Origin of the sequence: Nostoc sp. LPT (genome assembly GCF_017115165.1) — a bacterium.
Classification (GTDB): domain Bacteria; phylum Cyanobacteriota; class Cyanobacteriia; order Cyanobacteriales; family Nostocaceae; genus Nostoc.
The window spans coordinates 1-23,970 of record NZ_JABXKF010000162.1 but is presented as its reverse complement, the minus strand read 5'-3'; the positions used below and the strand labels follow the sequence as shown (position 1 = coordinate 23,970).

Below are 23,970 nucleotides of genomic sequence, written 5' to 3'. Positions count from 1 at the left end.
AAATCGCTACACTCCACTATTTCTCATGCTTCCGCCTCCTTGTCACCCCTTCAGCGCCTGTGGTCTAGCTGGGGCAGCTAATTTTGCGCCTCCTCGCAACTCTTGAATTCGCGCTAAAATGCTATGTGCTTTCTCCCAAGCCTCTTGTTCTGTAGCACCAAGAATCGGTCGCAGGGAGACGCTAAAGCGAATGGAACGACCGGGTGGTAAGGCAGCACGCACCTCTGCAATTCGTTCTTTAACTGCGGCAATTGGCTCACCCCACAAGGCATAGACATTACTATGTTTGGCTCCTACCTGTACGGCTGGCCCAGATGCACCACCAAAGTAAAGTGGGATGTAGGGCTTTTGTAGCGGCTTGATCGCAGAGAAAGCACCCTTGATGCGGTAAAATTCACCTTCGTAATCAAAGGGAGTGTCACTTGTCCAGACGCGACGAACAATTTCTAAATATTCATCGGTGCGACGGTAGCGGCTGTCATGATCTAGCCAGTCCCCAATACCTAATCAAATAAGTCTGGTTGGTCGTGGGTAATTTCATCCCATAAATACTGGAATCCACCCCAGCCTGCTTGGTGAGTACCACCGCGTTGTTGGATCTTTAAGGCGATGTCATGGTCAATTAGGACGGGTTTTCCTACGGCTTCTGCTAGCAATTGCGCTTTAGCCGTATCCTCTAACCTGATGTACCACCAAGCGGCTTCATCCACACTATGCCCTACGGTCAATATTCCGTGGTTGCGTAAAATCGCAGCTTTGCGATCGCCTAGTGCCTGAGCAATGCGTTTTCCTTCGCTTGTCTCCAAGACAATACCTGTAAAATCATCAAATAGAGCATGATCTTGGTAAAAAGCACAGGAATCTTGGGTAATCGGATCGAGCAACCGACCCAAAGATGACCAAGTTTTACCATAGAAGGAATGGGCATGAGCTGCTGCTATGACATCAGGGCGGGCTTCGTGGATTTGAGAGTGAATGGCAAATGCTGCTTGACTAACTTTGCCTTCACCTTGGACTACCTGACCTTCACTATTCACTAGTATCAGGTCTGATACCCGAATGCGACTGAAATGTATCCCAAAGGGATTTACCCAAAAATGATCGGTAAGTTCGGGATCGCGGGCAGTGATGTGTCCTGCCAATCCTTGAGCAAAACCCAAACGCGCAAATACCCGAAAGGCTGCTGCTAAGCGTTCTTGACGATGGCGACGCTCTGATTCAATGGAAACGAAGGTCGGTGGTTGAAAGGGATTGCTGGGGCGGACGAGAGAAGTTTGCACCATAATTTTCAACTCCTACGTATGGATTGGGTAGAGCTAGAGTGCTGCCTCACTGCTGCTGAAAGCCTCAAGGTTTATCGATAAACACTGCTTCACCATTAAATTAGCGATAACAATAAAGGATTATGGCTCGGTGGGCGATGCCTACGGCGGTAAACTACGCAGTTTTTATCGCTGCAAATACGTATTTTTCAATCATTTTCAGTATACTATGCTACAAAAAATTTTGGCTGATAGCCATGAATACCTTACTATTTACGGTTTTTCAACTACCTAGTGAAAACAAATTTCTTAACTAGAGTAATGATGCTGTCAATTAAAATACGGCAAATCAATCGAATTTAAGGTGTTTACATTATAATGAAGCTACCACAATTCATTTAAATAAGCAAGCTCAATATGGAGTTATGCTAAAAAAATATACTGGAGGAAAGTTTTATCTCTTTGTTACCGACTTTTCAAACAGCCTCTTAGTGAAACCTGTTCCTGCAGCAAAAGCGATCACACCAAAGGTAGTCTTATCCAGTACAATCTTGTCACCTTCATAACTGTTAAAAGCAGTGATCGCACTAATACCAACAATAGTGGTAGTAAACATATATAGAGAAGAATAATTCTCACAATCCGGAGCGGAAAAAATTGTGGTAATCAATTTTACTTAAGCTAGGGTGTAAGGTGTAGAGATAAGCAGAATTATTCATACTCATAATCATACTTGTAAGAAAAGGGATAAGGTGATTCTTTAATAATTGAATCTATATCCTCTTTCTCAACAAAATCGTATCGAACCATATAGTTGGAAACTATCTCTTCAATTACTTGTTCAAAAATGGGAACTGTTTTATTTGGTTCTGTTTTTTTTAATTCATCGATATACTGATACAGTATACCTATTCCTTCATTAAAACTACTATAAAAGTTTTTTCTAATATCTGAATGGCGTTGATCTGAGTAATAAATTCTTAGATCATTATAGCTATCAAATCTCATCATTAAAAGATAGTCATAATCAAAGTTAAGTCTCAGATCACCATAAGAAAAGTCACTAACTGCAATTCTGTCTGTCTTTTTTCCAACCCAAATAAATTGAATTCCCAAATCTCTTTTATAATAATTTAAATTATTTTTGACTTCAAGTATTTTACGTTCTAAGCTATTATCATAATCCTTAAAAAATATAAGATGATACGCATCACCAGATCTTTCTCCAGGAAAAAGCCTCTTCAAATCTCTTTTAAACAAGTCTTCAAACTCTAAACATTTTGGATTCCATCTTTTAATATAAAACTTTTTATCACCATTTTTGTCTTCAAAAATATCTTCAAACTCTAGCTTTTTGAGATCATTTAAATAGGAAATTATTTCTTTATAGTTGATTTTTTCTAATAAATTAATATCGATTTTTTTAAATCTTAACTCTGAATGATTCAGTAATGCTTCAATATAATTTTTCTGAGAATTTAAATCATAAACAAGAATGCCAAAATCTTGATCTAAATATGTTTTAACTACCTCTGAGCTACCATTACTAAACTTTTCTAAAAAATTTGTATATGAACGAAGCGAACAAATAAAAACTCGACCATCTTTACCATAACTATTGTGGCTAGCTTGTAGTATATATCGATACTTACTAGCTGTTCTTATAGAAGAGAAAACGAATAACCTAATAGTGTTCTTAGGTTGTTTAGCAATATAATCTTTTGCTAATAGCTTGTTTTTTGAATCTGTCCAGAAAGTTGACACAGATTCACTGCTGATTGCATACACTTCATTTGCATTTTCAAACATAGAACGCGCTCTAACTAGAAAATTTTTCTCGATTCCCACGTCAATTTTATACTCTTGTTCTTGGTCTTTTACTTTTTTAATCTCTTTATAAGCTTCATCAAGAATTCTTCTGATTAAATCGGCTCTAAATTTTAATAAATTACGTAAATCTTTGATTGAATTTTTAATTAAACTTAGCTCCTGGGGAATTAATTGAAAATCCATTTTAGATTTACCTTCAAAATACTCTCTTAATTGCATTCTAAGCTCATCTATCGTAGAGTATTTAAACCGCAAACTGTCAGCCAAAAAATACAGATAAGATGGTATATTTATCCGATCAGCCTCTCTCTTTTCCATAAGAAAAATTTGCTTTGAGCGTTCATGTGCTCTAATTAACTCACTTACAACTTCATTTGAACTAAGTGAATTAATTGATACTAGTAAACAATCATCTTCATCGAGTTTCATTGATATTACTTCATGAATATTTTGAGATAGTTTAATAGCTTCTACATCAATAATAACTTCAACATTTTTAATATTTTCGAGGTAAGAAGTAAGAGCAGCCCTTAAATTTTGATCTGTTTCCCATTTATAACTAATAAATACTTTAATTTTTTCTATTGTCATATTTTCTAAAAAAAGATATTATTTTTATTGATTTACTCACAAAAATAGTAGCATAAAAATTTTTTTTAGGCATATACTTAAAAGAATTTGCTAAGAGGCTGTTTGAAAAATCGGTAAGTTTGTACAAAAGCTCTCTCTATATACGCTGTGAATAGATACATAGACAGCATCGAGAGAGTAACGTGAGTAAAGCATACTCCAGCAATCTGACTCGTGCACAATATGATGAATTTCTCAGTGAGATGATTCCAGAACCCAAAAAAGATGGTCACAAGCGTGAAGTCTAGATGTGGGAAGTCCTCAATGCGATCTTCTATGTCCATCTGCACAATTTTCTCTTAAGAAGTTGTTTTAAAAGTATTTTTGATAAAATCAAAGCCTCACAAACCTAACCCCCATTCCCTGATAGGAAATAGGGGTTTCAAATCCTTACATATCTTGCTGATATTCTTCTAACAATTGTGGAATGTGATCGTACCCATCTACACCGATAACCGCAATAATTTTCGGGCGATGTTGCTGTAAGAACTTTTGGAAAGCTTCTACCCCGATTTGCCCTTGTAAAATTGTTAGTAACCCTGCTGCTTGACGCCACTCATTAGAAGCAATTTGCTCTAAAAGATACATTCCCAAGCAGCCTGTGTAAACAGTTTTTTCGGAATTTTGCAGATGATAATAAGCTTCTGCTAAATAAACTAAGTTCCGCCCTTGGAGATACAAATCACCGGAAACTTGCGCTGTTTTAAAACCATCTTCAAGATATTTAATTGCAGTTTGGTGTTGTCCAATTACTAAATAGGCAATTCCTAAACTGCTGACACATAACGCTTTACTTTGAAGATCGCCTAATTTTTCTGATAATTTTAAACCTTGTTCCAAATAATTAATTGCGGCTTCATAAGTTTCTGGTTCTAGGTTTTCCAATTCCTGAGCTTGCATGACTTCGCTGTAACCTAAATTTACCAGCGCGTTGGCTTCTCCTGTCCTATCGCCTGCTTGCCGACTCAGAATTAATGCTCGTTGACTGTAGTTAATTGCCTCAGCATAATTTTGCTGTTGCACGTAGGTACGGCTGAGGTGATTGAGATTGGCAATTTCACAGGCGCGATCGCCTGCATTTCTGGCTATCTCTAGCGCCTGCTGATGAAAATCAATAGAACGCTGGTATTGTCCCAAAGCACGCTGGGAATAGCCTAAAAGGGTCAAAATTCGCGCCTTTTCTTGAGTTCCCTCGCCTCGTCGCAGAGGTTCATCCAAATAATCTAGGGCATCTCGTAAATAGGTGCCAGTAAAAGAGGCAAAAATCCCACCGTAAAAGGGAAAATACGGACGCTGGGCAAAGGTTCGCAAAATCTGGAGCATGATTTGAGAACAGGCATCGCTGTATACTGTGCCAATGCTCCTAAAACCACTTGCTAACTGACTCCAAATCACTGCAAAGGTCAAAAAAGTGGAAATGGACAACTTTGGCCCCGCTTTCACATCGTAAGCTTGTTGGTCAAACCAGTTAATTAGTCCCCGTTGCAAGAACTGTAAAATCAATGCCATTTCCACCCAATCTCTCAGGGTAATCCCCCGTTGTCGCTCGGCAAACTCAATTGCAGATTCTTCCCTAGCTAAGGTACGAAGCAGTGCTTGGGGTAACTCACTATTAAGTTGTTTCGCCCAACTTGCCCAAGGGCCACGTTCTCCCGGTACGCCGCCAAACCCCAGAGATTCTTTTTGCTCGTACATCCAACTGAGCAAGTTGTCTTGCAATCGCTGCCAAGAAGCTAAACCACGGGTAATCCCTTCGGAAAATTGTTGTAAATCAGCATCTGCCTGAGCAAATTGCTGCAATGCCTTTGACAACTGCTGTAACTGTTGTAAATTTAGCGGATACTTCTGATTGGGGTCAGTAACTCGGATAAATGTCGCTAGACGCTCGGCAGCAGGGGCTGTGGTGATTTCTGTAGCTGCGGAGGCGATCGCTTCTGTGGCTTTGTTTTGCTCTTGCCAGCGTTGCCATTGACTTTGAATAGTCTTAATGGCTCTCAAACTGCGAGTCGCTTTAGCTTTCTTGAGTTCGTCTTTTTCGCTATCTACTTGGGTTTGCAGGGAATTCAGGCGATCGCTCAAAGCTAGCTCAAAGACTTCCCCTGTACCGGAAGTAATTCCTTTAAGCAGCATTTGATACACTTGTTCTACAGAGCTAATTTTGCCCTTGAGGGTGGTTTCGACAATTTCATCGATTAAGGCAAGATAGCGATCGCTTAATGGCAGAGAGTCTGACACTTTGGCTACTAGAAGAATGTCACATCAATTCTAATTCTAGTCTTGGCAGCAGAGGTAGGGGAAACAATTTGCCACTTTTCAGGAGTCATGGTTATAACAAATGCAAAATTTAGAAAAAATTTATTTAGCGATTTGTTATCATTCCTTGAACGATTCGCTGTTTAACTACACGATAAAAAAATAATGGAATGCCTACAATATAACGGTCTGCTAAACGAGTAGGTTCAGTAATTAAGCGTGTTAACCACTCCAGCCCATTATCAGTCAGCCAACGCGGCCCGCGATATATAGAGTCAGTATAAAAATCTAGACAAGCACCCAAAGGTAAAAATACAGTAGTTTCAATTTTATTGAAGTTATCTAAAATCCAGCGTTCCTGTAACGGCATACCAAAGCCAACATATAAAATATCTGGTTGGAATATATTAATTTTTGCTATTACCAAATCATTCTCTTTTCCTGATTTTTCAAAATAACCATGATGTCCCTGTACGCGTAAATTAGGCGCAATTGATACTAATTTAGTAATTGCCTTATCCACTACACCAGGTTTTCCAGCTAACAAAAATAAAGATAGGTTTTCTTTCTCACACTTTAATGCTAAATCTTCTATGTAATCTGGTGCTGTCATTCGATGTGCAGATTGCATTGAATAACCGTTGAATCTAGCTCCTACCATTACACCAAATCCGTCACAAAATACTAAATCAGCCTTATTCAAAAAATCTCGATACCAAGACTTTTCATAAGCGAAATTCATTGCTCTGATATTCACATTTCCTACAACTGTCTTTTTTTGGTTTTTTGCTGCTTCTATTAAATAATCAACTAATTCGTGTACTTTAACTTTATGGAATCTTGTATCAAACAACTTCACTTCAGGAAAAGTTTTCATTTCTGTACCTCCCTTCTTTATTAATCAGTATACCAAGTTTATAATAATACGAACAACAAAAGAATAATACCTTTATGGCTCCCTTAACTTTTCCTAATATTAAATTCATACCTTTTCAACGCCTATTATCCTTATACAGAACGAATTACGTCGTTTGTAAGTTCGGTATTTAATACATAGTGTAAGTCACTTCAAACTATTTTAATCAAGATGGTTCTTAATTGATAACTGCTGTATAAATGCATCTTAAAGATGTAAGATAACTGTTTATGTCTAAGTTTTTAACTCTGACTCGTGCATTATTTCCCAAAGATATTCTCAGATTTTCGTCTGCAATTAAGGATTGCATTGCCTCTGACAATTGTTGAATATCCCCCGGATTAACTAATAAACCATTCTGGTTTTGAGTAACTATTTCGGGTATTCCTCCCACTGCAGTAGTGATAACTGCCAAACCCCAACTCATTGCTTCTAGTAGTGCCATAGGCAGACCTTCGTTGTAGGAAGGTAACACAAAGACATCAGCTTTAGTTAAAAGATCGTCGCGTTTTTCTTTATCTACCCAATCAAGAATAGTGATATAATCAATAAGATTTAGAGTTGGGATCAAACTACGAGCTTGTTCTACATCTCCATCTCCCGCTATAACTAACTTGGCTTGGCTTTGTTGAGCAACAGGCATAGAAGCAAATGCTTTAATTAAATCAAAAGCACCTTTGCGCTCACCAATGCGCCCTAAAAATAAGAAAAATATTTGTTTGGAATCTATTCGCTGTGGAATTTGGGCGGGAATTTTTACTGGGTTAGGGAGAACAATAACTTGCTCTGACTTCAAGCCAAGATTCTCAATGTAGAATTTTTTCCAGCTATCTGATAAAACAATGAAACGGGTACATTTACAAAACGACCAACTTAGCCACTGCTTAAGCCATTGAGGTAGCTTAGAGTAAAACAAATGAAAATCAGCACTATGAGTATGAATAATTACTGGTTTTTGAAATAGCCAACCAATAAGAGTAGTGATTGAATGACGAAAAGCGCTACCTCTATCTGAAACATGAATGTGAATTAGGTCAGTCTTTTGGTTTAATAAGTTCCAAAACAACTCACCTATTGCCTGCAAAAACACCAACACTTTATAGATAGCAGAACCATTCGGTAAAGTAGCAATATGTTTAATTTTAATATCAGACGTAGTTTCTTCAAGAATGAGCTTTTCCACAGAAACTATTCCACCTTGGCGCTCCAAGCTTTCGCCCAACATAGTAATCTTTATGGGACTCATAATTGCTATTAATCTGTTTTGGAAATTGAGTACATGGCTATTTCTATAAACTCTTATAAGAACGAATTTCTTATAGTTTATATCCAAAGGCTTACTCCAAGGGCATTTTGAGAGTTAATGCTACTAACTCTTAAAATGCCCGATCGCAGTTCCACAAATTTATTCAATGTACGCTTTAGTAATTTTACAGGATTACTGCAAAAAAAAATTCTGCCATAGGAAGTGTTATGAAAGGATGTTTGAAAAGTATTGTTTTTAATAAGAAAATATTATAGATTTAACCCTCTTTTTATCTGAGGGTATGGCGGTTTTAAAGCCTCTCACGAGTGTGAGAGATTTATAGAGGGGGTCGATAGTAGACTTTTTGCAGCTTTTTAACCATCTACTTAAACAATCCGAACTTTTAGAACTGTGTAAACTATATCATGTATCACGTCCAAATCAAACAGAATCTCCGACAAAGTGCCGATAAAACTATAGAAAAAACTTAAAGGATTTCTACGTTGAGAACCGTAGTTTTTGCAATGATGGTAAAGTTCAAAATACAAGCTAAAATTCAATAATCTCCTATTATTCAAAACTCCAGGTTTCAAAATAGATAGGGTTGAACTCAGAAAGTAGCCATTATAAAGTGGGTACACAAGGATACATGAAAAACTTCTTCCCTTGATTCCCCTGACTTCTGTGTTTGCAAAGCTTTGACCATAGCAGAAGTTATAGGTCTGGTAACTTCTCTATGATTTACCTGCTTTTTCCAGCTATAACGACACAATTTTTTGTTTAAGCTAAATCATAATATTTACAGTTCGGAAAAACCAATGAATTTATTTGAGCTTTTAGTAGGGGAAGACAATCATCCAGCCCTAGTTACGCCTGATGGGCGATCGCTAACCTATAAGCAATTGCGTGAGAATGTTATTGGACTGGTATCTCAACTCAACAGCTTTGGATTGAAACGAGGAGAACGCATTGCCATTGCCATGACTAACGGTTCACCAATGGCGATTACCTTTTTGGCTGCTGCCTTATGTGGCACTGCTGCACCCTTAAATCCCAAATACAAACAAGAAGAATTTGCCTTTTACTACCAAGATACCCAAGCAAAAGCACTGATTACGTTGTCTGAGGGGCCAGAAGCAGCCATTGCTAGTGTCACACCCGATATGATGCTGATTAATGCCAAGGTAAATACTGACGGCACATTAAGCTTTGAATTAGTCAAAACAGGCTCAGAACCAGTAGAACGCGCGAATCCCATGGCCCCCGACGCTGATGATATAGCGATGATTCTCCACACTAGCGGCACTACCAGTCGTCCCAAGCGTGTGCCGATTCGTCATCGTAACTTAATCGCTTCAGCCAGCAACCTGATTAGTGCTTACTCACTCACAGCAGCTGACACTACACTGTGCCTAATGCCCCTGTTCCACGTTCACGGATTGGTGGGCTGTTTGCTGGCAACTCTGGCTTCGGGCGGTACATTAGTTTGTCCTAATGGTTTTAATGCCTTGGAGTTTTGGAAACTGGTATATACCTACAAACCCACCTGGTACTCCGCAGCGCCAACCATGCACCAGACAATTTTGGTGCGCGCTAGCCGCAACTCAGAAATTGTCAAAGCTAACCGCTTTCGTTTCATTCGCTCTAGTAGCGCTTCTTTGCCGCCGATTATCATTGAACAGTTAGAGGCAACTCTGAATGCTCCTGTGGTGGAATCTTACAGCATGACTGAAGCATCTCACTTAATGACTACCAATCCCCTACCGCCAAAAGTCAGAAAACCAGGTACTGTAGGTTATGGCTTCGGTGTAGAAGTCGGCATTATGGACTCCGAAGGCAACCTGTTATCTAAGGGAAGCTTGGGCGAGGTGGTGGTAAAAGCACCCAATGTTATAGATGGCTACGAAAACAACCCAGAAGCTAACGCCACTGCTTTTGTGAACGGTTGGTTCCGCACGGGGGATCAGGGTACTGTGGATGCAGACGGCTACCTCCGTTTGACTGGACGGATTAAAGAATTGATTAACCGGGGTGGGGAAAAAATTTCTCCTTTAGAAGTAGATGATGTTTTGCTGCGCCATCCCGCCGTCGCTGAAGCCTTAGCCTTTGCTGTCCCCCACAAATCTTTAGGAGAAGATATCCACGCGGCTGTGGTTCTGAAAGCAGAAGCTGGCGAAAAAGAACTTTTAGCTCACTGTGCAACTATGCTGGCAGACTTCAAAATTCCCAAGCAAGTTCACATTTTAGATCAACTACCTCGTGGTGCTACCGGTAAACTGCAACGGTTGGCGATGGCGAAATTGCTGAATATAAAGGAGTAGAAATGGGGAGTAGTTCCAACTTTGCTCAGTTACTCTACAGCAAACTACAGTCGGGGTTTCTAGACTCTACGAGACGATTTTTCTGTTGGCTGTCATTAGTCATTATGTTATATCCCTTGGCGAGATTTGACGATGGCTCAAACCACTACCCTGGCTTTCAACAGATTGCTCAAGCCCATTTGATATAGCTCAACAATTTAGTTGCATTACCCTCAAGCCAATCTTTAAACAGCAATGTGTCAGTTACTGCATCTACTACCTTTTGATGGGTCACTTTTTCCTCACGCAACCACCCTGCCCATATAGATTATAGAGCTTACCCGCTGTAAGCACCAAGCTGTTATCATCGCTTCTACTTCTTGGTATGTCAGCAAAATGTGTTCGGCATAACCTGCATTGAAAGCTTCCAAAAATTCCCAACGAGGGTTTTGTCTCCACGGGAACATTGAGTAGTCATCAAGTCCACAGATGTAGTCTACTAGCCGCAGATCTCTGGTAGCAAACTCGAAGTCCAAAACACCAACCACTTGGTTTTCCTCCAGCAGAATGTTGAAGGATAGATAATCAGCATGAATAGTCTGAACAGGAAGCGTTTGATACAGTTTGGGCATTGCCTCAAGCACCTCTGTCAGGGTCTTGATGAGGCGTCCTTGCTGCTCTAGAGGTAACACAAGCAATTTCGGTAGCTCAAGCGGATCTGGCACCAACGGATGAATCCGGCAGAGATCCCCCCACGCTGGTAACTGAGCGAGTTGACCTTCTGGATCGAAACCAGCTAAGGTAGAATGGAGTTCTCCAAGCGTCCGACCCGCAGCACGCGCATGATAACAGTTTTGCCGATCTGCAATCTGACCTGAAATCAAAGGTAGCAAAGCAACTCGCAGCAAGGTATGATTTTTGCTCACATGAACTAGGCTTTCTCCAGACTTTGCTGCTACAGGAGCAGGAACTGCAAACGATAAATTCACTTGTTGCAGATATGCCAGCAGTGAGTGCTCATATTGAATTTGTTCGGTGCTTGTGGAATCCCCGTACAGCTTCAGAATGAAATTGCCTGCTTGTCCGTTAACAAAATAGGTTGTATTGCTTGTGCCTCGATTGGTTGGCTCAAAGGTTGGAGCATTTGGAAATGACCATAAATCGAGAAGTTCAGTCACATCTTGTTCAGACAACTGCGTTTTTTTGGACATGAGCCATGAATCAGTAACATGTACGTAGATTAATTCTCCAAAATAAGGCTACAAATGAGATAATAAGATTTTATGATATAAAAGGTTTCCAATGTCAAATGACCAAGGACGACCACAACAAAAATTTTCACAATCTCATTTAGGATTGCTATATAAAACTTTGTTTTTAATTAAAAAGTATTGAATGCAGTTGACAAATTCTTCTAATTCTAAAATTAAATTAGTAGTACCTTTAAGGTTTCGATCGCTAGCTAGTTGTTCTAGTTTGTCAGTTGCTAAGTACATAGCTGTGGCTCCAATGTTGGCACTAGCACCTTTAAGGTGATGAGTTTCTCGCGCTATTTGCCCAAAGTCATCAGCTGCGATCGCTGCTTTAATTATTTCTAAACGGGGTTTAATATCTTCAACGCATATTTGCAATAGATTTAATTCAAATTCTTGATCATTTCCTGATATTTGATGCAAGTGTTCCCAATCAATTGCTAAGTTACTGGAAACTGTCTGTTCATAGACAACTCCTTCTTGTTGGGAAACGATCACACCTGTCCAATGCTCTAAAGTCTCAGCCAATTTTTCTTTAAATACTGGCTTACTCAAATAGTCGTCCATTCCGGCATTTAGACACGTTTGTTGGTCTTCTTTCATCACATTAGCTGTCATCGCAATCACCACAGGACGATGACCCAATGCAAAAACGTCCTCTTGCCAACGATGAATTTCTTTTGTGGTTTCCAAACCGTCGAGAATTGGCATTTGGCAATCCATTAAAATCAAATCGTAAGGAATTTTTTCTAATAGCTGCAAAACTTCCTTTCCATTGGCAACGACATCGGCTTTATAGCCCAAACTCTGGAGTTGCTTTAGTGCTACTTTTTGATTTACCAAATTATCTTCGGCTAAGAGAATTCTTAACTTGGATTTAGTAGAGGAGTTAGGGGAAGAAGTCAGAATATCTGAAGTTTCTGTACTCGGAATTTCTTTTGTAGCCTCTAGCCTCTTGTCTCTAAACCCTTGTTCTGATTCCAGCTGAGTTTCTAAAATATTTATGATGGCATCAAGGAGTCGTGATGGCTTAATGGGTTTGAATAAATAAGTAGCAAATCCGATTTTGAGTGCCTGTTGCACTTCATCCCGTTGATTAGTAGAGGCAAGCATAATCAAAGGGATCTTAGTAATTGCAGAATTGGCTTGAATTTGTTCTTTTATTGTCATGCTATTTGTTTGGGGTATTTGCATATCAACCAAGGCAACATGATATGATTTCCCCTGTTCTCTAGCTTGCTGAATAACTTTAACGGCGGCAGCAATACTGTCAGCTCGATCTACATCCATTCCCCAATGAGTAGCTTGATGGGAGATAATTTTATAATTAGTAGCGTTATTATCCACCACCAATAAGCGGCAGTTTTGCAAAAGTCCGCGTTCGCATTTTGGCTCAACAGGCTCAACTTGTTTGGTAAAAAGCACCTCAAACCAAAACTTAGATCCTTTGTCCATCTGACTTTCTACCCCAATCACTCCTCCCATCAAAGTTACAAGTTGTTTACAGATGGCTAATCCTAAACCGGTACCACCATATTTGCGAGTCGTCGAAGCATCAACTTGGGTAAATGGCGTAAAGAGTTTGCGTTGGTCTTCAGGGGTAATGCCAAGACCTGTATCTGTAATGGCAAAATGGATGGTGGCTGTAGTCAAAGAAAGCGTACGCAATTCGGCTTGTACTAATACTTCGCCAGCGCTGGTGAACTTAATCGCATTGCTGATTAAGTTCATCAAAATTTGCCGCAGCCTACCAGTATCTCCTTTGAGTTGGGTGGGGACGTTGCGATCGATCAGTGCGGCAATTTCTAATCCCTTGTTATGGGCTGAGGGAGCCAATAATTCCACCACTTCTTCCACACAACTGGATAGGTCAAAATCGAGAGTTTCGAGAGCCATCTCTCCAGCTTCAAGTTTGGAAAGATCCAAAATCTCGTTGATTAAACTTAAAAGAGCGTCTCCACTACTCCGAATTGTTTCAATAAAATCTCGCTGTTCTGGGTCTAAGGGAGTATCTAACACCAAACTGGTCATCCCCAATACAGCGTTCATCGGCGTGCGAATCTCATGACTGATATTTGCCAAAAAGGCACTTTTCGTCTGAGAAGCTAATTCGGCTTGGCGACGGGCAATTTCAAGTTCTTGTCGCTGACGAGTTTCTGCTGCTAATAGTTGGGCTTGGGTTAAAGCAATACCTACTTGGTCGGCTATTTGCCGCAAAAGATCGGTTTCAAAGCTAGACCAGTGGTGGGAATCGTCACACTGATGAACTATGAGCAAACCGCGAAGTTCTTCTTTAACAAGAATAGGTACAACTAAATTGACTTTGACCCCAAACTGTTGCATTAATTCTAGATGGCTTTGTTCAACTTCCAGAAGATCCAAGTTATCCAGTCCGAAAATCTTTCCTTGACGGTACTGCTGTAGATAGTACTGTTGGAGATATTCTGCTTCAAAGTAGGGGGCGGTGTTGTTTTGCTCTTTGATTGCTGGTAAGCCAGAAACTACTGCTTCAACAACGGTGTTTGCAGACTGATCTGGCAAAAGCTGATAGATTAAAACTCGGTCAGTCTGGAGAATCTTTTGTACTTCCTCGACAGTGATTTGGAGAATTTCTTCGATGTCCAAAGACTGACGAATCTTCAGGGTGATTTCGGTAAATAGTTGCGATCGCAAATTTTGGCGTTGTATTTCTTCTTCAGCCTGTTTACGCTGGATAAATTGCCCCACTTGCTCACCGATAGAATTCATCGCTTTAACTAAATCTTCGTCAAGCGGCTGGATTTCCCGGTTGAAGCAGGTAATCACACCGAGGATTTTGTTACCGCTGCGGATTGGAAAACCAAAAGCTGCGTGTAGTCCTACTTGAGCAGCTATTTTGAAGTTAGGGAAATTAATATCTTTAGCGATATCAGCGATCCAAACCGATTCAAAACTAGCCCAAACCCGTCCAGGTAATCCAATTCCGGGTGCAAAGGTGGTTTGCCGCTTCAGTATTTCAAACTCTTGCATCTCAAGGGATGCTTTATGCCAAATATCGAGAAAGCGCAGCACATTTGCTTGCTCATCTATCATCCAAATTTCACCCAAATCCCATGCCAAACTCTCACAGATTCCTTGCAAGATTTGGCGAGTAGCTTCGCTAATTGTGGCGGACTCCGCTAAAACGCGGGTTGCAGCATATTGTGCAGTCAGATGCTGTTGTGTTCGTTTGGCATCGGTAATGTCAATGCCAGTGCCAACGATGTACTCAACACAGCCCTCATAGTCTTTTAAAGTGGTATTCGACCAGGCAATCAGCCGCCGACTGCCATCTTTCATTACCCAATAATTTTCATAATTATTGGAAAGTTGACCAGATCGTAACTGGTCAAAAACTGCTTTAACTGGCTTCACCTCTTCAGGAATGAGGAACAAGTTCCAGCTATACCTACCCCTCACCTCATCAAAGGAGTAACCAGTTATTTGCTCGCAAGCTTGATTGAAACGAACGATTTGCCCTTGAGAATCGAGAACTATTACCAACGCACCGACTGTATCAAGGACTGCTAAGATAAAGTTGCGTTCTTGATTTAAGGTTTCTTCTGTCCTCTTCCGTTCTATAACCTCACGATAGATCAAGTAGTAGACTATAACAAGAACGATAAAACTTAGGCTTATAGCGATCGCAAGTGTCAGAATTGTGTTCCGAGTCCAAGTCTTTGCTGCTTGTGACTGCTGTTGGATTCGTCCCCTGGACTCGTTTTCCATCTCATCGATCGCCTTGCGGATATCATCCATGAGATTTTGTTGGTCGTTTCTCAGCAGTACTTGCAAGGCCGCCTCTAATCCCTTGTTCTGACGCAAATCGATAGTCTGTTTTAGTTCAGTAAGTTTAGCCGTTATCAGAAATTCAAGCGTTGCAATCTGCTTTTGTTGATTCGGTCGATCTACTGTTAAATTCTTCAGCTTGGCAATTTCTCGATCGACGTTACCAAGTGCTGTTTGATCCGATTTTAGATAAAGTTTTTCTCCAGTGAAGATGTAACTACGTTGTCCAGTCTCAGCATCCTTTACCTGGGACAGTATTTCCTCTAGGCTGTGAAGTTTTTTATAAGTATTTTTTACTATACTGCGATTAAAATTACTAAATACTCTTGTATTTTGATAAGAAACCACCCCAATCAGAAGTAAAATTATTGACGACAAACCAAAACTTGCTGCAATCTTTTTGAAAAATTGCTTGCGTACTATCTGTGCCTGTTTGCCTTTCTTGGTAACAAGTACCAAACTTGCTAAATTTCGGCGCAATTCCAGTTGCTTAATGACTTGACGACCTAAAGTTCGTAATGCCTCTATTTGTTCTGGATTAAGTTCTCGTGGTACGTAGTCAATTACACACAGGGTTCCGAGGGCGTATCCTTCAGGGTTATTTAAAGGTACACCAGCATAAAACCGAATATTTGGGTTAGATGTCACCAGTGGATTTGTTGCGAACCGTTCGTCATCTTTTGCATCAGGCACGACCAAAACATCAGGCTGGAGAATGGCATGGGCACAGAATGCGAAATCTCGGTGCGTTTCTGGAGCATCCAAACCGACTCTTGACTTAAACCATTGGCGATTTGTATCAATCAGACTAATTAAGGCAATAGGAGTCTGACAAATATACGAGGCTAAACGAGTCAGATCGTCAAAGGCGGCTTCCGATGGCGTATCGAGAATCTTATACTGCAAAAGTGTCTCGATTCTCTGTGCTTCGTTATCAGGTAATGGTGCTTTCATCCTTGAGCCTTATCTACATTCTGGAGAGTCGGGAGTGGAGGGATAAGGGAGCAGGGGAGCAGAGAGCAGAAAAAGAGAGGAGAAGTTGCAGTAAGTTTTCCCCCCTGCCTCTCTGCCCCTTTGCACATCTGCCTCTTGTGCCCCATGCCCAATTTGGTCAACAAACTTACTTTAATTAATGACAATAGTTTACTTAAAAGCGTTAGCGTAATTTTACTGAGTTCTCTGTTGTGAAATAATCAGTCAAATGATTAAGTCTCTGCTGTATTTTTTGTGGGCTGGTTTATTTGAAATTGGGGGTGGCTACTTAATCTGGTTGTGGTTGCGCGAAGGTAAGCCGTTCTGGTGGGGCATATTGGGGGGAATTGCTTTAGCTTTCTATGGGGTTCTTGCAACTTTCCAACCGGCAAATTTTGGCAGAGTATATGCGGCTTACGGCGGCGTATTTATCGCAATGGCATTACTTTGGGGTTGGAAGGTAGACGGGGTAACTCCAGACCGTTACGACTTAATCGGAGTATGTTTAGCTTTAGTGAGTGTTTTAATTATCATGTTTGCTCCCAGAACTTAAGTAAAATTTCTATATTATTTTGAACCAATAACTTTTATAGTATTCCCTTTGAAATAGATAATAATCTCACGCAAAATGCAAAAGTTTTTTTAGCAACTAACCTGTCAACGAATAAAAAAAGGGGCAGAGAGCAGGGGGAAAACCCCATAAATAAATTTAGGGGCTTGAAAACTTAGACCGGAGGCGGAGCGTTTCCGGCTTTGCGCATTATTTATCGTGGCACTTTCCGCGACGCTCGATGGCTCGCTCTTTGTGGCGCTATCGAAATAAATATTTTTACTTTTGGGCATAAATAAATTTAGGGGCTTGAAACCCTTTTCTTAGGGGAAATAAGCGTATCTTTCTCCCCAGCAAGAACAGCAAGAACTGCTCCCCTGCCTCTTGGTCAAAAGCAGGTATCTGGATATCTACGTGTTTATGCGGGAGATATAAAGAGAACTCATGATGCAGCATTTTGCAACTAGATGAAGTGGACTCTTACCCAACCCTCACGCTACTTGCTTCTCCCTTCTCTAGGAGACGCTTGCGATCACACGAATAGGGTATTTCTGTACCTCATATTGGCGTAGCCTCTGTCTTTAACACGCTGTTCGCGTTCGTAGAGAAGTTTAAATCTGCTGTATATTTTGTGTAAATTCTCTGAAAATACTGGTGATACTTGACAATAATTATAAATTATTATCAGTATTTTGCTTTGTAACAGTAGGTAACTAAAGATTTGGACTTTTGTCAGGCTTGAATAAAATACTATTCTTCTCTTTAAAAAAAAAGATGCAATGTAATGATTGCGTGTTTATACGCTAATTTAAATCTTGGCAACTACAATCCGGTTTATATTTTTGTTAACATCTCAAGAAAATTCAGGTTAAGTAACTTTCAAGACAAAAATGTGTCCATATAAAGTAATCAAATGTAATTAAGGATACAAATCATTGGTACTTAGGAAGAAAAAAGTGTTGAAGAAAGTTGTGATGATTGGAGCTATCACCCTACTATTTTTAGGATGGCCGTTGATGGGCAATGCTTTTGCCCAAACCCCAACTGCTGCCCCGCCTACTGCTGATACTGGAGACACAGCATTTATGCTGATTTCAGCAGCACTTGTGCTGCTAATGACTCCAGGATTGGCGTTTTTCTATGGTGGATTTGTGCGATCGCGCAATATCCTAAACACATTGATGATGAGCTTTGTGTTAATGGCGATCGTCGGAGTGACTTGGATTTTATGGGGCTATAGTCTTGCCTTTGCGCCAGGTTTACCGTTCATCGGTGGATTGCAATGGTTGGGTTTGAACGGTGTCGGGCTAGAGGTAACTGATTATCTCAAAGGGTCAAACCCAGCAGAAACAGTTTCTTATGCGCCGACTATTCCCCACCAGGCATACATGATTTATCAAGCCATGTTTGCCATTATTACCCCAGCCTTAATTTCTGGGGCGATCGTTGAGCGGATAAATTTCCGTGCCTATGCTTTGTTTGTACTGCTGTGGTCAACTTTTGTTTACGCCCCCTTAGCTCATATGGTGTGGGCTAAAGGTGGTTTCTTAGGTTTATATGGTGGTTTGAATGCGCTCGACTTTGCAGGTGGCACAGTAGTACACATTAGTTCTGGTGTTTCTGCCCTTGTAGCAGCGATCGTCCTTGGGCCTCGGAAAACCCATCCTGACCGTCTTAGCCCTCCGCACAACGTTCCCTTTATTTTGCTGGGTGCTGGCTTGCTTTGGTTTGGCTGGTTTGGCTTCAACGCTGGAAGTGCCTTATCTGCTGCCAGTGCAACTTCTGGTAATGTGGTGACAAACGTAGCAACAACAGCCTTTGTTGCTACCAATACAGCTACGGCGGCGGCTGCTTTGATGTGGTTGATTTTAGAAACAGTTTTACGAGGTAAACCGACCGCCGTGGGAGCAGCTACAGGAGCCGTTGCTGGTTTGGTGGGCGTTACTCCAGCAGCCGGATTTGTGACACCGTTAACAGCGATTTTAGTTGGTGGAATCACCTCCCTTGCTTGCTTTTATGCCGTGAGTTTCAAGCACAAGCTGCAAATTGACGATGCTTTAGATACCTATCCCGTGCATGGTGTTGGTGGTACCGTAGGCGCGATTTTAACAGGAATATTTGCTACTACTCAAGTCAACTCAGCAGGCAAAGAAGGTGTGCTGGGCGGTAATTTTGGTCAACTAGGGGTTCAACTAATAGCAATTATCGTTGCCTATGCGATCGCAGCTATTGGTACATGGATCATTCTGAAGATTATCGATGCTACAGTCGGGCTGCGAGTCAAAGAGGAAGTAGAATTCCAAGGTTTGGATATCAACGAACATGGCGAAGAAGGTTACAACTCCGAGTTTGGCGATCGTCCTACTTAAGTAATGAGTGCTGAGTGCTGAGTGCTGAGTGCTGAGTGGGGGAGAGTTATTGTATAAGTTCTTTCCCCTCTGCACCTCTGCCTCTTGTGCCCAATGCCCAATTTAAGATTGTGTAATTTGCGATCGCTAGCGTTAAAATTTGATTCAAATAATTGGTAAATTTCGCTAGTCGTGTCTACTTCTCTTAAAACCTTTCCTATCTGGGCATTTTTCTCGCTGTTAACCAACGGCATCCTAATGTTGGCGGTCATCCTGCTAATTTGGCAACAGCAGAGATTGACCGCTTTTTTTGGGATAACGACATCCCCAGAGCTAATCAACCTGAACAACTCACCGCAAATTGCTACACCTGATTTAGGTCGCCGTCACCAACTCACTTATCAAGAGTGGATAGATATCCTCAAGCAAGAAGCCAAGGTAGCAGCTGACCAACGTCCTCCGCATTTAACTATCCTGGCAGGAGATTCTCTGAGTTTGTGGTTTCCTCCTGAGTTATTACCCGAAGGTAAAAATTGGCTCAATCAAGGAATTTCTGGCGAAACTAGCAATGGACTCTTAAAAAGATTAAAAATATTTGACCGCACCCAGCCAGAGGTGATTTTTGTGATGATTGGCATTAATGACCTAATTCGGGGGATGAGCAATGGAGAAATTTTAGATAATCAGCGGCAAATTATCAATTACCTACAAAAGACGCATCCCACAGCGCAAATTGTTGTCCAATCGATTTTGCCACATGGGGCACAAGAAGCAACTTGGAAAGGACGAGATAAACTGTTGGCTGTTGCCAATAGTCGCATTCGCGAGTTGAATCAGCAGCTGCAAAGCATATCTACCAAAAAAGGTGTCAAATATCTCGATTTACATCCCCTGTTTACCAACAAGCAAGGAAATCTCCGCCGCGAATTTACTACTGATGGCTTACACTTAAGTCCTGAAGGCTATATGGTTTGGCGTTCTGCATTGCAGATTTATAGCGAGATTGAATTAAAACCCCAGCGTCAACGTCCTGCGCGAGAAAAAGGCTAAAGCCCAAAAAGAAGTAATATCTTTGAAGACAACTCTGTATCAATCGCGTCTAGGCGCGAGAAAATAAGCAATAGTGGTTTAAATAGAAAAATCTCATGGATACAAAAGCTTTTAAGCGCAGCCTCCAACATTCAGAAAATTACAATCGCAAAGGCTTTGGTCATCAAGCAGAAGTTGCCACCCAGTTGCAATCTGAGTATCAGAGTAACTTGATTCAGGAAATTCGCGATCGCAATTACACCCTACAACGGGGTGATGTGACAATCCGACTAGCACAAGCCTTTGGCTTTTGCTGGGGTGTAGAACGGGCTGTGGCTATGGCCTACGAAACTCGTCAGCACTTCCCCACAGAACACATTTGGATTACTAACGAGATTATCCACAACCCTTCTGTAAATCAGCGGATGCAGGAGATGGAAGTAGAATTCATCCCCATTGAAGGAAAGAATAAAGACTTTTCTGTTGTTGGAATTGGTGATGTAGTCATATTACCCGCTTTTGGGGCTAGCGTTCAAGAAATGCAGATACTTCACGATAAAGGCTGCAAAATTGTTGATACTACTTGTCCTTGGGTATCTAAAGTTTGGAATACAGTGGAAAAGCACAAAAAAATTGATTATACATCAATAATTCACGGTAAATATAAGCACGAAGAAACAGTTGCGACTAGTTCTTTTGCTGGCAAGTATTTAATTGTGTTGAATTTGCCAGAAGCAGAATATGTTACTGACTATATTATCAATGGTGGCAACCGTGAAGAATTTCTGACAAAATTTGCGAAAGCTTGTTCAGCAGGATTTGACCCCGATCGCGATTTAGAAAGAGTTGGCATTGCTAACCAAACTACAATGCTTAAAGGCGAAACTGAGCAAATTGGCAAGCTTTTTGAGCGGACTATGTTACAGAAGTATGGCCCTACTGAGTTAAATCAGCATTTCCAAAGCTTCAACACCATTTGTGATGCCACTCAAGAACGGCAAGATGCCATGCTGGAATTAGTGCAGCATAATTTAGATTTAATGGTAGTAATAGGTGGGTTTAATTCCTCGAATACTACTCAGTTGCAACAAATTGCTTTTGAGCGAGGAATTCCTTCTTATCATATTGATACTGTTGAACGTATTAAATCAGGATATTCTATTGAACATCGGCAATTAAATGGGCAGTTAATAACTACAGAAAACTGGTTGCCAGATGGAGAAATTGTTGTGGGAATTACTTCTGGTGCTTCTACGCCAGATAAGGTGGTAGAAGATGTGATTAATAAAATTTTTGCAGTCAAGGCAACAGCAGCAGTAGTTTAAATTTTAGGGGGTGTATAGCAACCTAATTAAACATTAAAATACTCAGGAGATAGATCCCCGACAACTTTTACGAAGTCGGGGATCTGAGTATGTTTATTTATACCCAATAGTTCACCAACTAAAAATAAATTACTGCTGAGATATCGCTGCGCGTAAACTGTAACTACCAGATTCTCCTGCTTCAAAAGTGTTAGCCAACAGATAGTAGATACCATTTTCTGGTAAGGTAACAGTCAATCGAGCATTAAAATCCTTTGGGGAAATGTCGTCATTCTGTGCTATTAGTCGTTCTTTAGCAGGAAGCAGTAAGTATAAGTGAGAGTCTATTTGCTGACTATCCATCTCAATAGTTATCTGTTGACCTGCTTTACCTTCAAACACATAAGTGTGAAAATAGCTATTATTTGGTAAAGTGCGATCGCCATTTTTCAGGCTCGCTTGTAAAACTTGACCATTCAACGATAAATCCGTATCTTGACTATTACTGGGTTGTTGACGCCCACTTGCTAACTGAGCATTACCTTGTTCTACAGCTACTAAAAAAGGCTGAATTAATTCTGTAGGGATTGCAAAACTAATGCCAATAAATCTTTTAATTTCGGTATCATTAAAAATGGCACTATTGACACCAATTACTTGCCCATTAGAGTTGAGCAGTGGACCTCCAGAATTGCCGGGATTTACCGCTGCATCATGTTGGATTAAGCCCAATTTGGGATCAATGCGACTGATAATACCATAGGTCAAAGTATTTTGCAATTCCAGACTCAGGGGAGTACCAATAGCATAGACAGATTGACCTACTCGTGCTGAACCAGGAGTAGCTAAACGCAGATAAGGCAGATTTTTTTGATTGCGAATCTTGAGTGCGGCTAAATCTAAACCTCCAGATCCAAAACCAACCACATCAGCTAAGACTTGTGTACCATCAGCCAGTACTACTGCAACAGCTTTAGAACTATCTTCGACAACGTGAGCATTAGTTAAAACTAGACCATCTGGACTGACAATAAAACCACTACCATGTCCGAAACCAGTGGCGATCGCAACTACAGATTTACTAGCTTTTTCGTATAATTGAATCCGATTTTGTTCTTCAGAATTTTCTGCTATAATAATACTTGATTTTATTTGTTTAGTATTATCACCTAGTAAATTAGGCTCAGACTTTTGAGGGTTTTTAGCAATAGTAGGTAGTTGGCAACCAAATAAACTACAAACACAAATCCCCCCAAGAAGAGTTGTTAAAATGGCTGAAGTTCCTATTGTTAAAAATTTTCTGTTCATTTTTCAATCCTCCTTAATAAGTGAAATAACCTTAGTAACAAAAAATCGCGGGAGCTACGCTCAAGATACGCTTTCAAAAATTGTTCCTTTCCTACTCTTCTTTGCGCCTACCCTGCGGGAACGCCTAAAGGCGAATGCGCGAGACATAAAATATTTAACTTCTTCTACTAACAAGCATCTTATTCTGATTCGCCAAACTAACTCACAATTTGAGAAAAAATTCTCCAACGTGAGATAAGGCGCTATTGAGGTGAAGTTTTTTTCACAATTTCAATTTTCTATTGATCATATCCTCCCACGCTCTGTTAATGGTTCAGAAGAACTGGATAATCTGGCATTAGCTTGTCAGCCTTGCAATGGATGTTGATAAAATTGAAGAATAAACTTACACTCATGCTGTGTTTATGGCAACCCAAATGGGCGAAGCCAAATCGTCAAATAAACTAGTAATAACTTGGTCAGTCTTACCCAAAGATTTTCAATTAGAGGATGAACCAGTGGAGAATATCGGTCAGCCAATTTTGGCTGGTGCTTTGCGTGAAAGCCTAGAAATCAGCGGATTCATCCAACCCCAGATGTTGATAGCCTCAAATTTTGGTCTTTGTGCGACTGTCAATGAGCAATTTATAGTTAAAGCACCTGACTGGGTTTATATTCCATCGGTAAATGAAGTTGTGGGCGATCGTAAAAGTTATACACCGAATTTAGAAGGTGATATCCCCACGATTGTAATGGAATTTCTATCGGATACCGAGGGTGGAGAATATTCGGTAAAGCGAACTTATCCACCAGGAAAATGGTTTTTCTATGAGCAAATTTTGCAGGTTACCATCTACATAATTTTTGACCAAGCCCCGTTGGGGCGGGGTGTAGGGTGTGGGGTGTATGGCATATCATTGGTGTCAAGGTTAAGAAAAATAGAGTCAAGTCTTGTGGTTAAAGCTCAATAGTTAAACTCAACA

The 23,970-nt window shown here is 40.5% G+C and carries 16 protein-coding genes and 1 pseudogene; 7 read left to right on the top strand and 10 right to left on the bottom strand.

Annotated features, from left to right (window positions below):
• Positions 1 to 42 precede the first annotated feature (42 nt).
• From HWQ58_RS31015 to HWQ58_RS30985, 7 genes are all read right to left on the bottom strand, one after another.
• Positions 43 to 501, bottom strand: coding sequence for an LLM class flavin-dependent oxidoreductase (locus HWQ58_RS31015; RefSeq protein WP_292871527.1), 459 nt, complete (start codon positions 499 to 501; stop codon positions 43 to 45).
• 2 nt (positions 502 to 503) lie between these two features.
• Positions 504 to 1,283 carry a class II aldolase/adducin family protein gene (locus HWQ58_RS31010; protein ID WP_292871525.1) on the bottom strand — a complete coding sequence of 260 codons (780 nt, stop codon included), beginning with the start codon at positions 1,281 to 1,283 and terminating at the stop codon, positions 504 to 506.
• A gap of 433 nt (positions 1,284 to 1,716) precedes the next feature.
• Entirely contained in the window at positions 1,717 to 1,878 is a 162-nt protein-coding gene (locus HWQ58_RS31005; protein WP_292871523.1) for a hypothetical protein, read from the bottom strand.
• A 95-nt stretch (positions 1,879 to 1,973) separates the two neighbouring features.
• The gene (locus HWQ58_RS31000) at positions 1,974 to 3,683 is read right to left on the bottom strand and encodes a hypothetical protein (protein WP_292871521.1); all 1,710 of its coding nucleotides are present in this window, start codon (positions 3,681 to 3,683) and stop codon (positions 1,974 to 1,976) included.
• A 429-nt stretch (positions 3,684 to 4,112) separates the two neighbouring features.
• Entirely contained in the window at positions 4,113 to 5,957 is a 1,845-nt protein-coding gene (locus HWQ58_RS30995; protein ID WP_292871519.1) for a tetratricopeptide repeat protein, read from the bottom strand.
• A 124-nt stretch (positions 5,958 to 6,081) separates the two neighbouring features.
• The gene (locus tag HWQ58_RS30990; RefSeq protein ID WP_292871517.1) at positions 6,082 to 6,852 is read right to left on the bottom strand and encodes a WecB/TagA/CpsF family glycosyltransferase; all 771 of its coding nucleotides are present in this window, start codon (positions 6,850 to 6,852) and stop codon (positions 6,082 to 6,084) included.
• Positions 6,853 to 7,069: 217 nt separating this feature from the next.
• Positions 7,070 to 8,224, bottom strand: coding sequence for a glycosyltransferase family 4 protein (locus HWQ58_RS30985; protein ID WP_292871515.1), 1,155 nt, complete (start codon positions 8,222 to 8,224; stop codon positions 7,070 to 7,072).
• 731 nt (positions 8,225 to 8,955) lie between these two features.
• On the opposite strand from HWQ58_RS30985, the gene HWQ58_RS30980 reads away from it, so the two are divergent.
• Complete coding sequence (locus HWQ58_RS30980) at positions 8,956 to 10,458, top strand: acyl--CoA ligase (RefSeq protein ID WP_292871513.1); 1,503 nt, start codon at positions 8,956 to 8,958, stop codon at positions 10,456 to 10,458.
• A 281-nt stretch (positions 10,459 to 10,739) separates the two neighbouring features.
• Here HWQ58_RS30980 and HWQ58_RS30975 read toward each other — a convergent pair whose 3' ends face one another.
• Both HWQ58_RS30975 and HWQ58_RS30970 read right to left on the bottom strand, forming a co-directional pair.
• Positions 10,740 to 11,648 (bottom strand): phosphotransferase, encoded by a 909-nt coding sequence (locus tag HWQ58_RS30975; protein ID WP_292871511.1) that lies wholly within the window; start codon positions 11,646 to 11,648, stop codon positions 10,740 to 10,742.
• A 135-nt stretch (positions 11,649 to 11,783) separates the two neighbouring features.
• Positions 11,784 to 16,451, bottom strand: a complete 4,668-nt coding sequence (locus HWQ58_RS30970; protein WP_292871509.1) for a GAF domain-containing protein — start codon at positions 16,449 to 16,451, stop codon at positions 11,784 to 11,786.
• Positions 16,452 to 16,698: 247 nt separating this feature from the next.
• Here HWQ58_RS30970 and HWQ58_RS30965 point away from each other — a divergent pair, with 247 nt between their 5' ends.
• The 4 genes from HWQ58_RS30965 to HWQ58_RS30950 all read left to right on the top strand — a co-directional run bounded on the left by HWQ58_RS30965 (position 16,699) and on the right by HWQ58_RS30950 (position 21,721).
• Positions 16,699 to 17,022, top strand: coding sequence for a YnfA family protein (locus tag HWQ58_RS30965; RefSeq protein WP_292871507.1), 324 nt, complete (start codon positions 16,699 to 16,701; stop codon positions 17,020 to 17,022).
• Positions 17,023 to 17,975: 953 nt separating this feature from the next.
• Positions 17,976 to 19,388, top strand: a complete 1,413-nt coding sequence (locus tag HWQ58_RS30960) for an ammonium transporter (RefSeq protein ID WP_292871505.1) — start codon at positions 17,976 to 17,978, stop codon at positions 19,386 to 19,388.
• Positions 19,389 to 19,559: 171 nt separating this feature from the next.
• Positions 19,560 to 20,417, top strand: coding sequence for an SGNH/GDSL hydrolase family protein (locus HWQ58_RS30955; RefSeq protein WP_292871503.1), 858 nt, complete (start codon positions 19,560 to 19,562; stop codon positions 20,415 to 20,417).
• Positions 20,418 to 20,512: 95 nt separating this feature from the next.
• On the top strand, positions 20,513 to 21,721 hold the full coding sequence (locus tag HWQ58_RS30950; protein WP_292871501.1) for a 4-hydroxy-3-methylbut-2-enyl diphosphate reductase: 1,209 nt from the start codon (positions 20,513 to 20,515) through the stop codon (positions 21,719 to 21,721).
• Positions 21,722 to 21,850: 129 nt separating this feature from the next.
• Here the strand turns inward: HWQ58_RS30950 and HWQ58_RS30945 are convergent, their stop codons facing one another.
• A complete protein-coding gene (locus HWQ58_RS30945) occupies positions 21,851 to 23,008 on the bottom strand; it encodes a trypsin-like peptidase domain-containing protein (protein ID WP_292871499.1) in 1,158 nt (385 codons plus the stop codon).
• 250 nt (positions 23,009 to 23,258) lie between these two features.
• Between HWQ58_RS30945 and HWQ58_RS30940 the strand changes: the two genes are divergently transcribed.
• Complete coding sequence (locus HWQ58_RS30940; protein ID WP_292871498.1) at positions 23,259 to 23,375, top strand: HNH endonuclease; 117 nt, start codon at positions 23,259 to 23,261, stop codon at positions 23,373 to 23,375.
• Between the two features lie 37 nt (positions 23,376 to 23,412).
• Positions 23,413 to 23,856 (top strand): annotated as a pseudogene (locus HWQ58_RS30935) (hypothetical protein); the annotation flags it as partial.
• Between the last annotated feature and the right edge of the window lie 114 nt (positions 23,857 to 23,970).

Bases quoted from the DNA above. Each gene is read 5' to 3' on its own strand.
- HWQ58_RS31000 (WP_292871521.1), bottom strand. From the start codon at position 3,683: ATGACAATAGAAAAAATTAAAGTATTTATTAGTTATAAATGGGAAACA.
- HWQ58_RS30965 (WP_292871507.1), top strand. From the start codon at position 16,699: ATGATTAAGTCTCTGCTGTATTTTTTGTGGGCTGGTTTATTTGAAATT.
- HWQ58_RS31005 (WP_292871523.1), bottom strand. From the start codon at position 1,878: ATGTTTACTACCACTATTGTTGGTATTAGTGCGATCACTGCTTTTAAC.
- HWQ58_RS31010 (WP_292871525.1), bottom strand. From the start codon at position 1,283: ATGGTGCAAACTTCTCTCGTCCGCCCCAGCAATCCCTTTCAACCACCG.
- HWQ58_RS30990 (WP_292871517.1), bottom strand. From the start codon at position 6,852: ATGAAAACTTTTCCTGAAGTGAAGTTGTTTGATACAAGATTCCATAAA.
- HWQ58_RS30970 (WP_292871509.1), bottom strand. From the start codon at position 16,451: ATGAAAGCACCATTACCTGATAACGAAGCACAGAGAATCGAGACACTT.
- HWQ58_RS30950 (WP_292871501.1), top strand. From the start codon at position 20,513: ATGGATACAAAAGCTTTTAAGCGCAGCCTCCAACATTCAGAAAATTAC.
- HWQ58_RS30980 (WP_292871513.1), top strand. From the start codon at position 8,956: ATGAATTTATTTGAGCTTTTAGTAGGGGAAGACAATCATCCAGCCCTA.
- HWQ58_RS30975 (WP_292871511.1), bottom strand. From the start codon at position 11,648: ATGTCCAAAAAAACGCAGTTGTCTGAACAAGATGTGACTGAACTTCTC.
- HWQ58_RS30945 (WP_292871499.1), bottom strand. From the start codon at position 23,008: ATGAACAGAAAATTTTTAACAATAGGAACTTCAGCCATTTTAACAACT.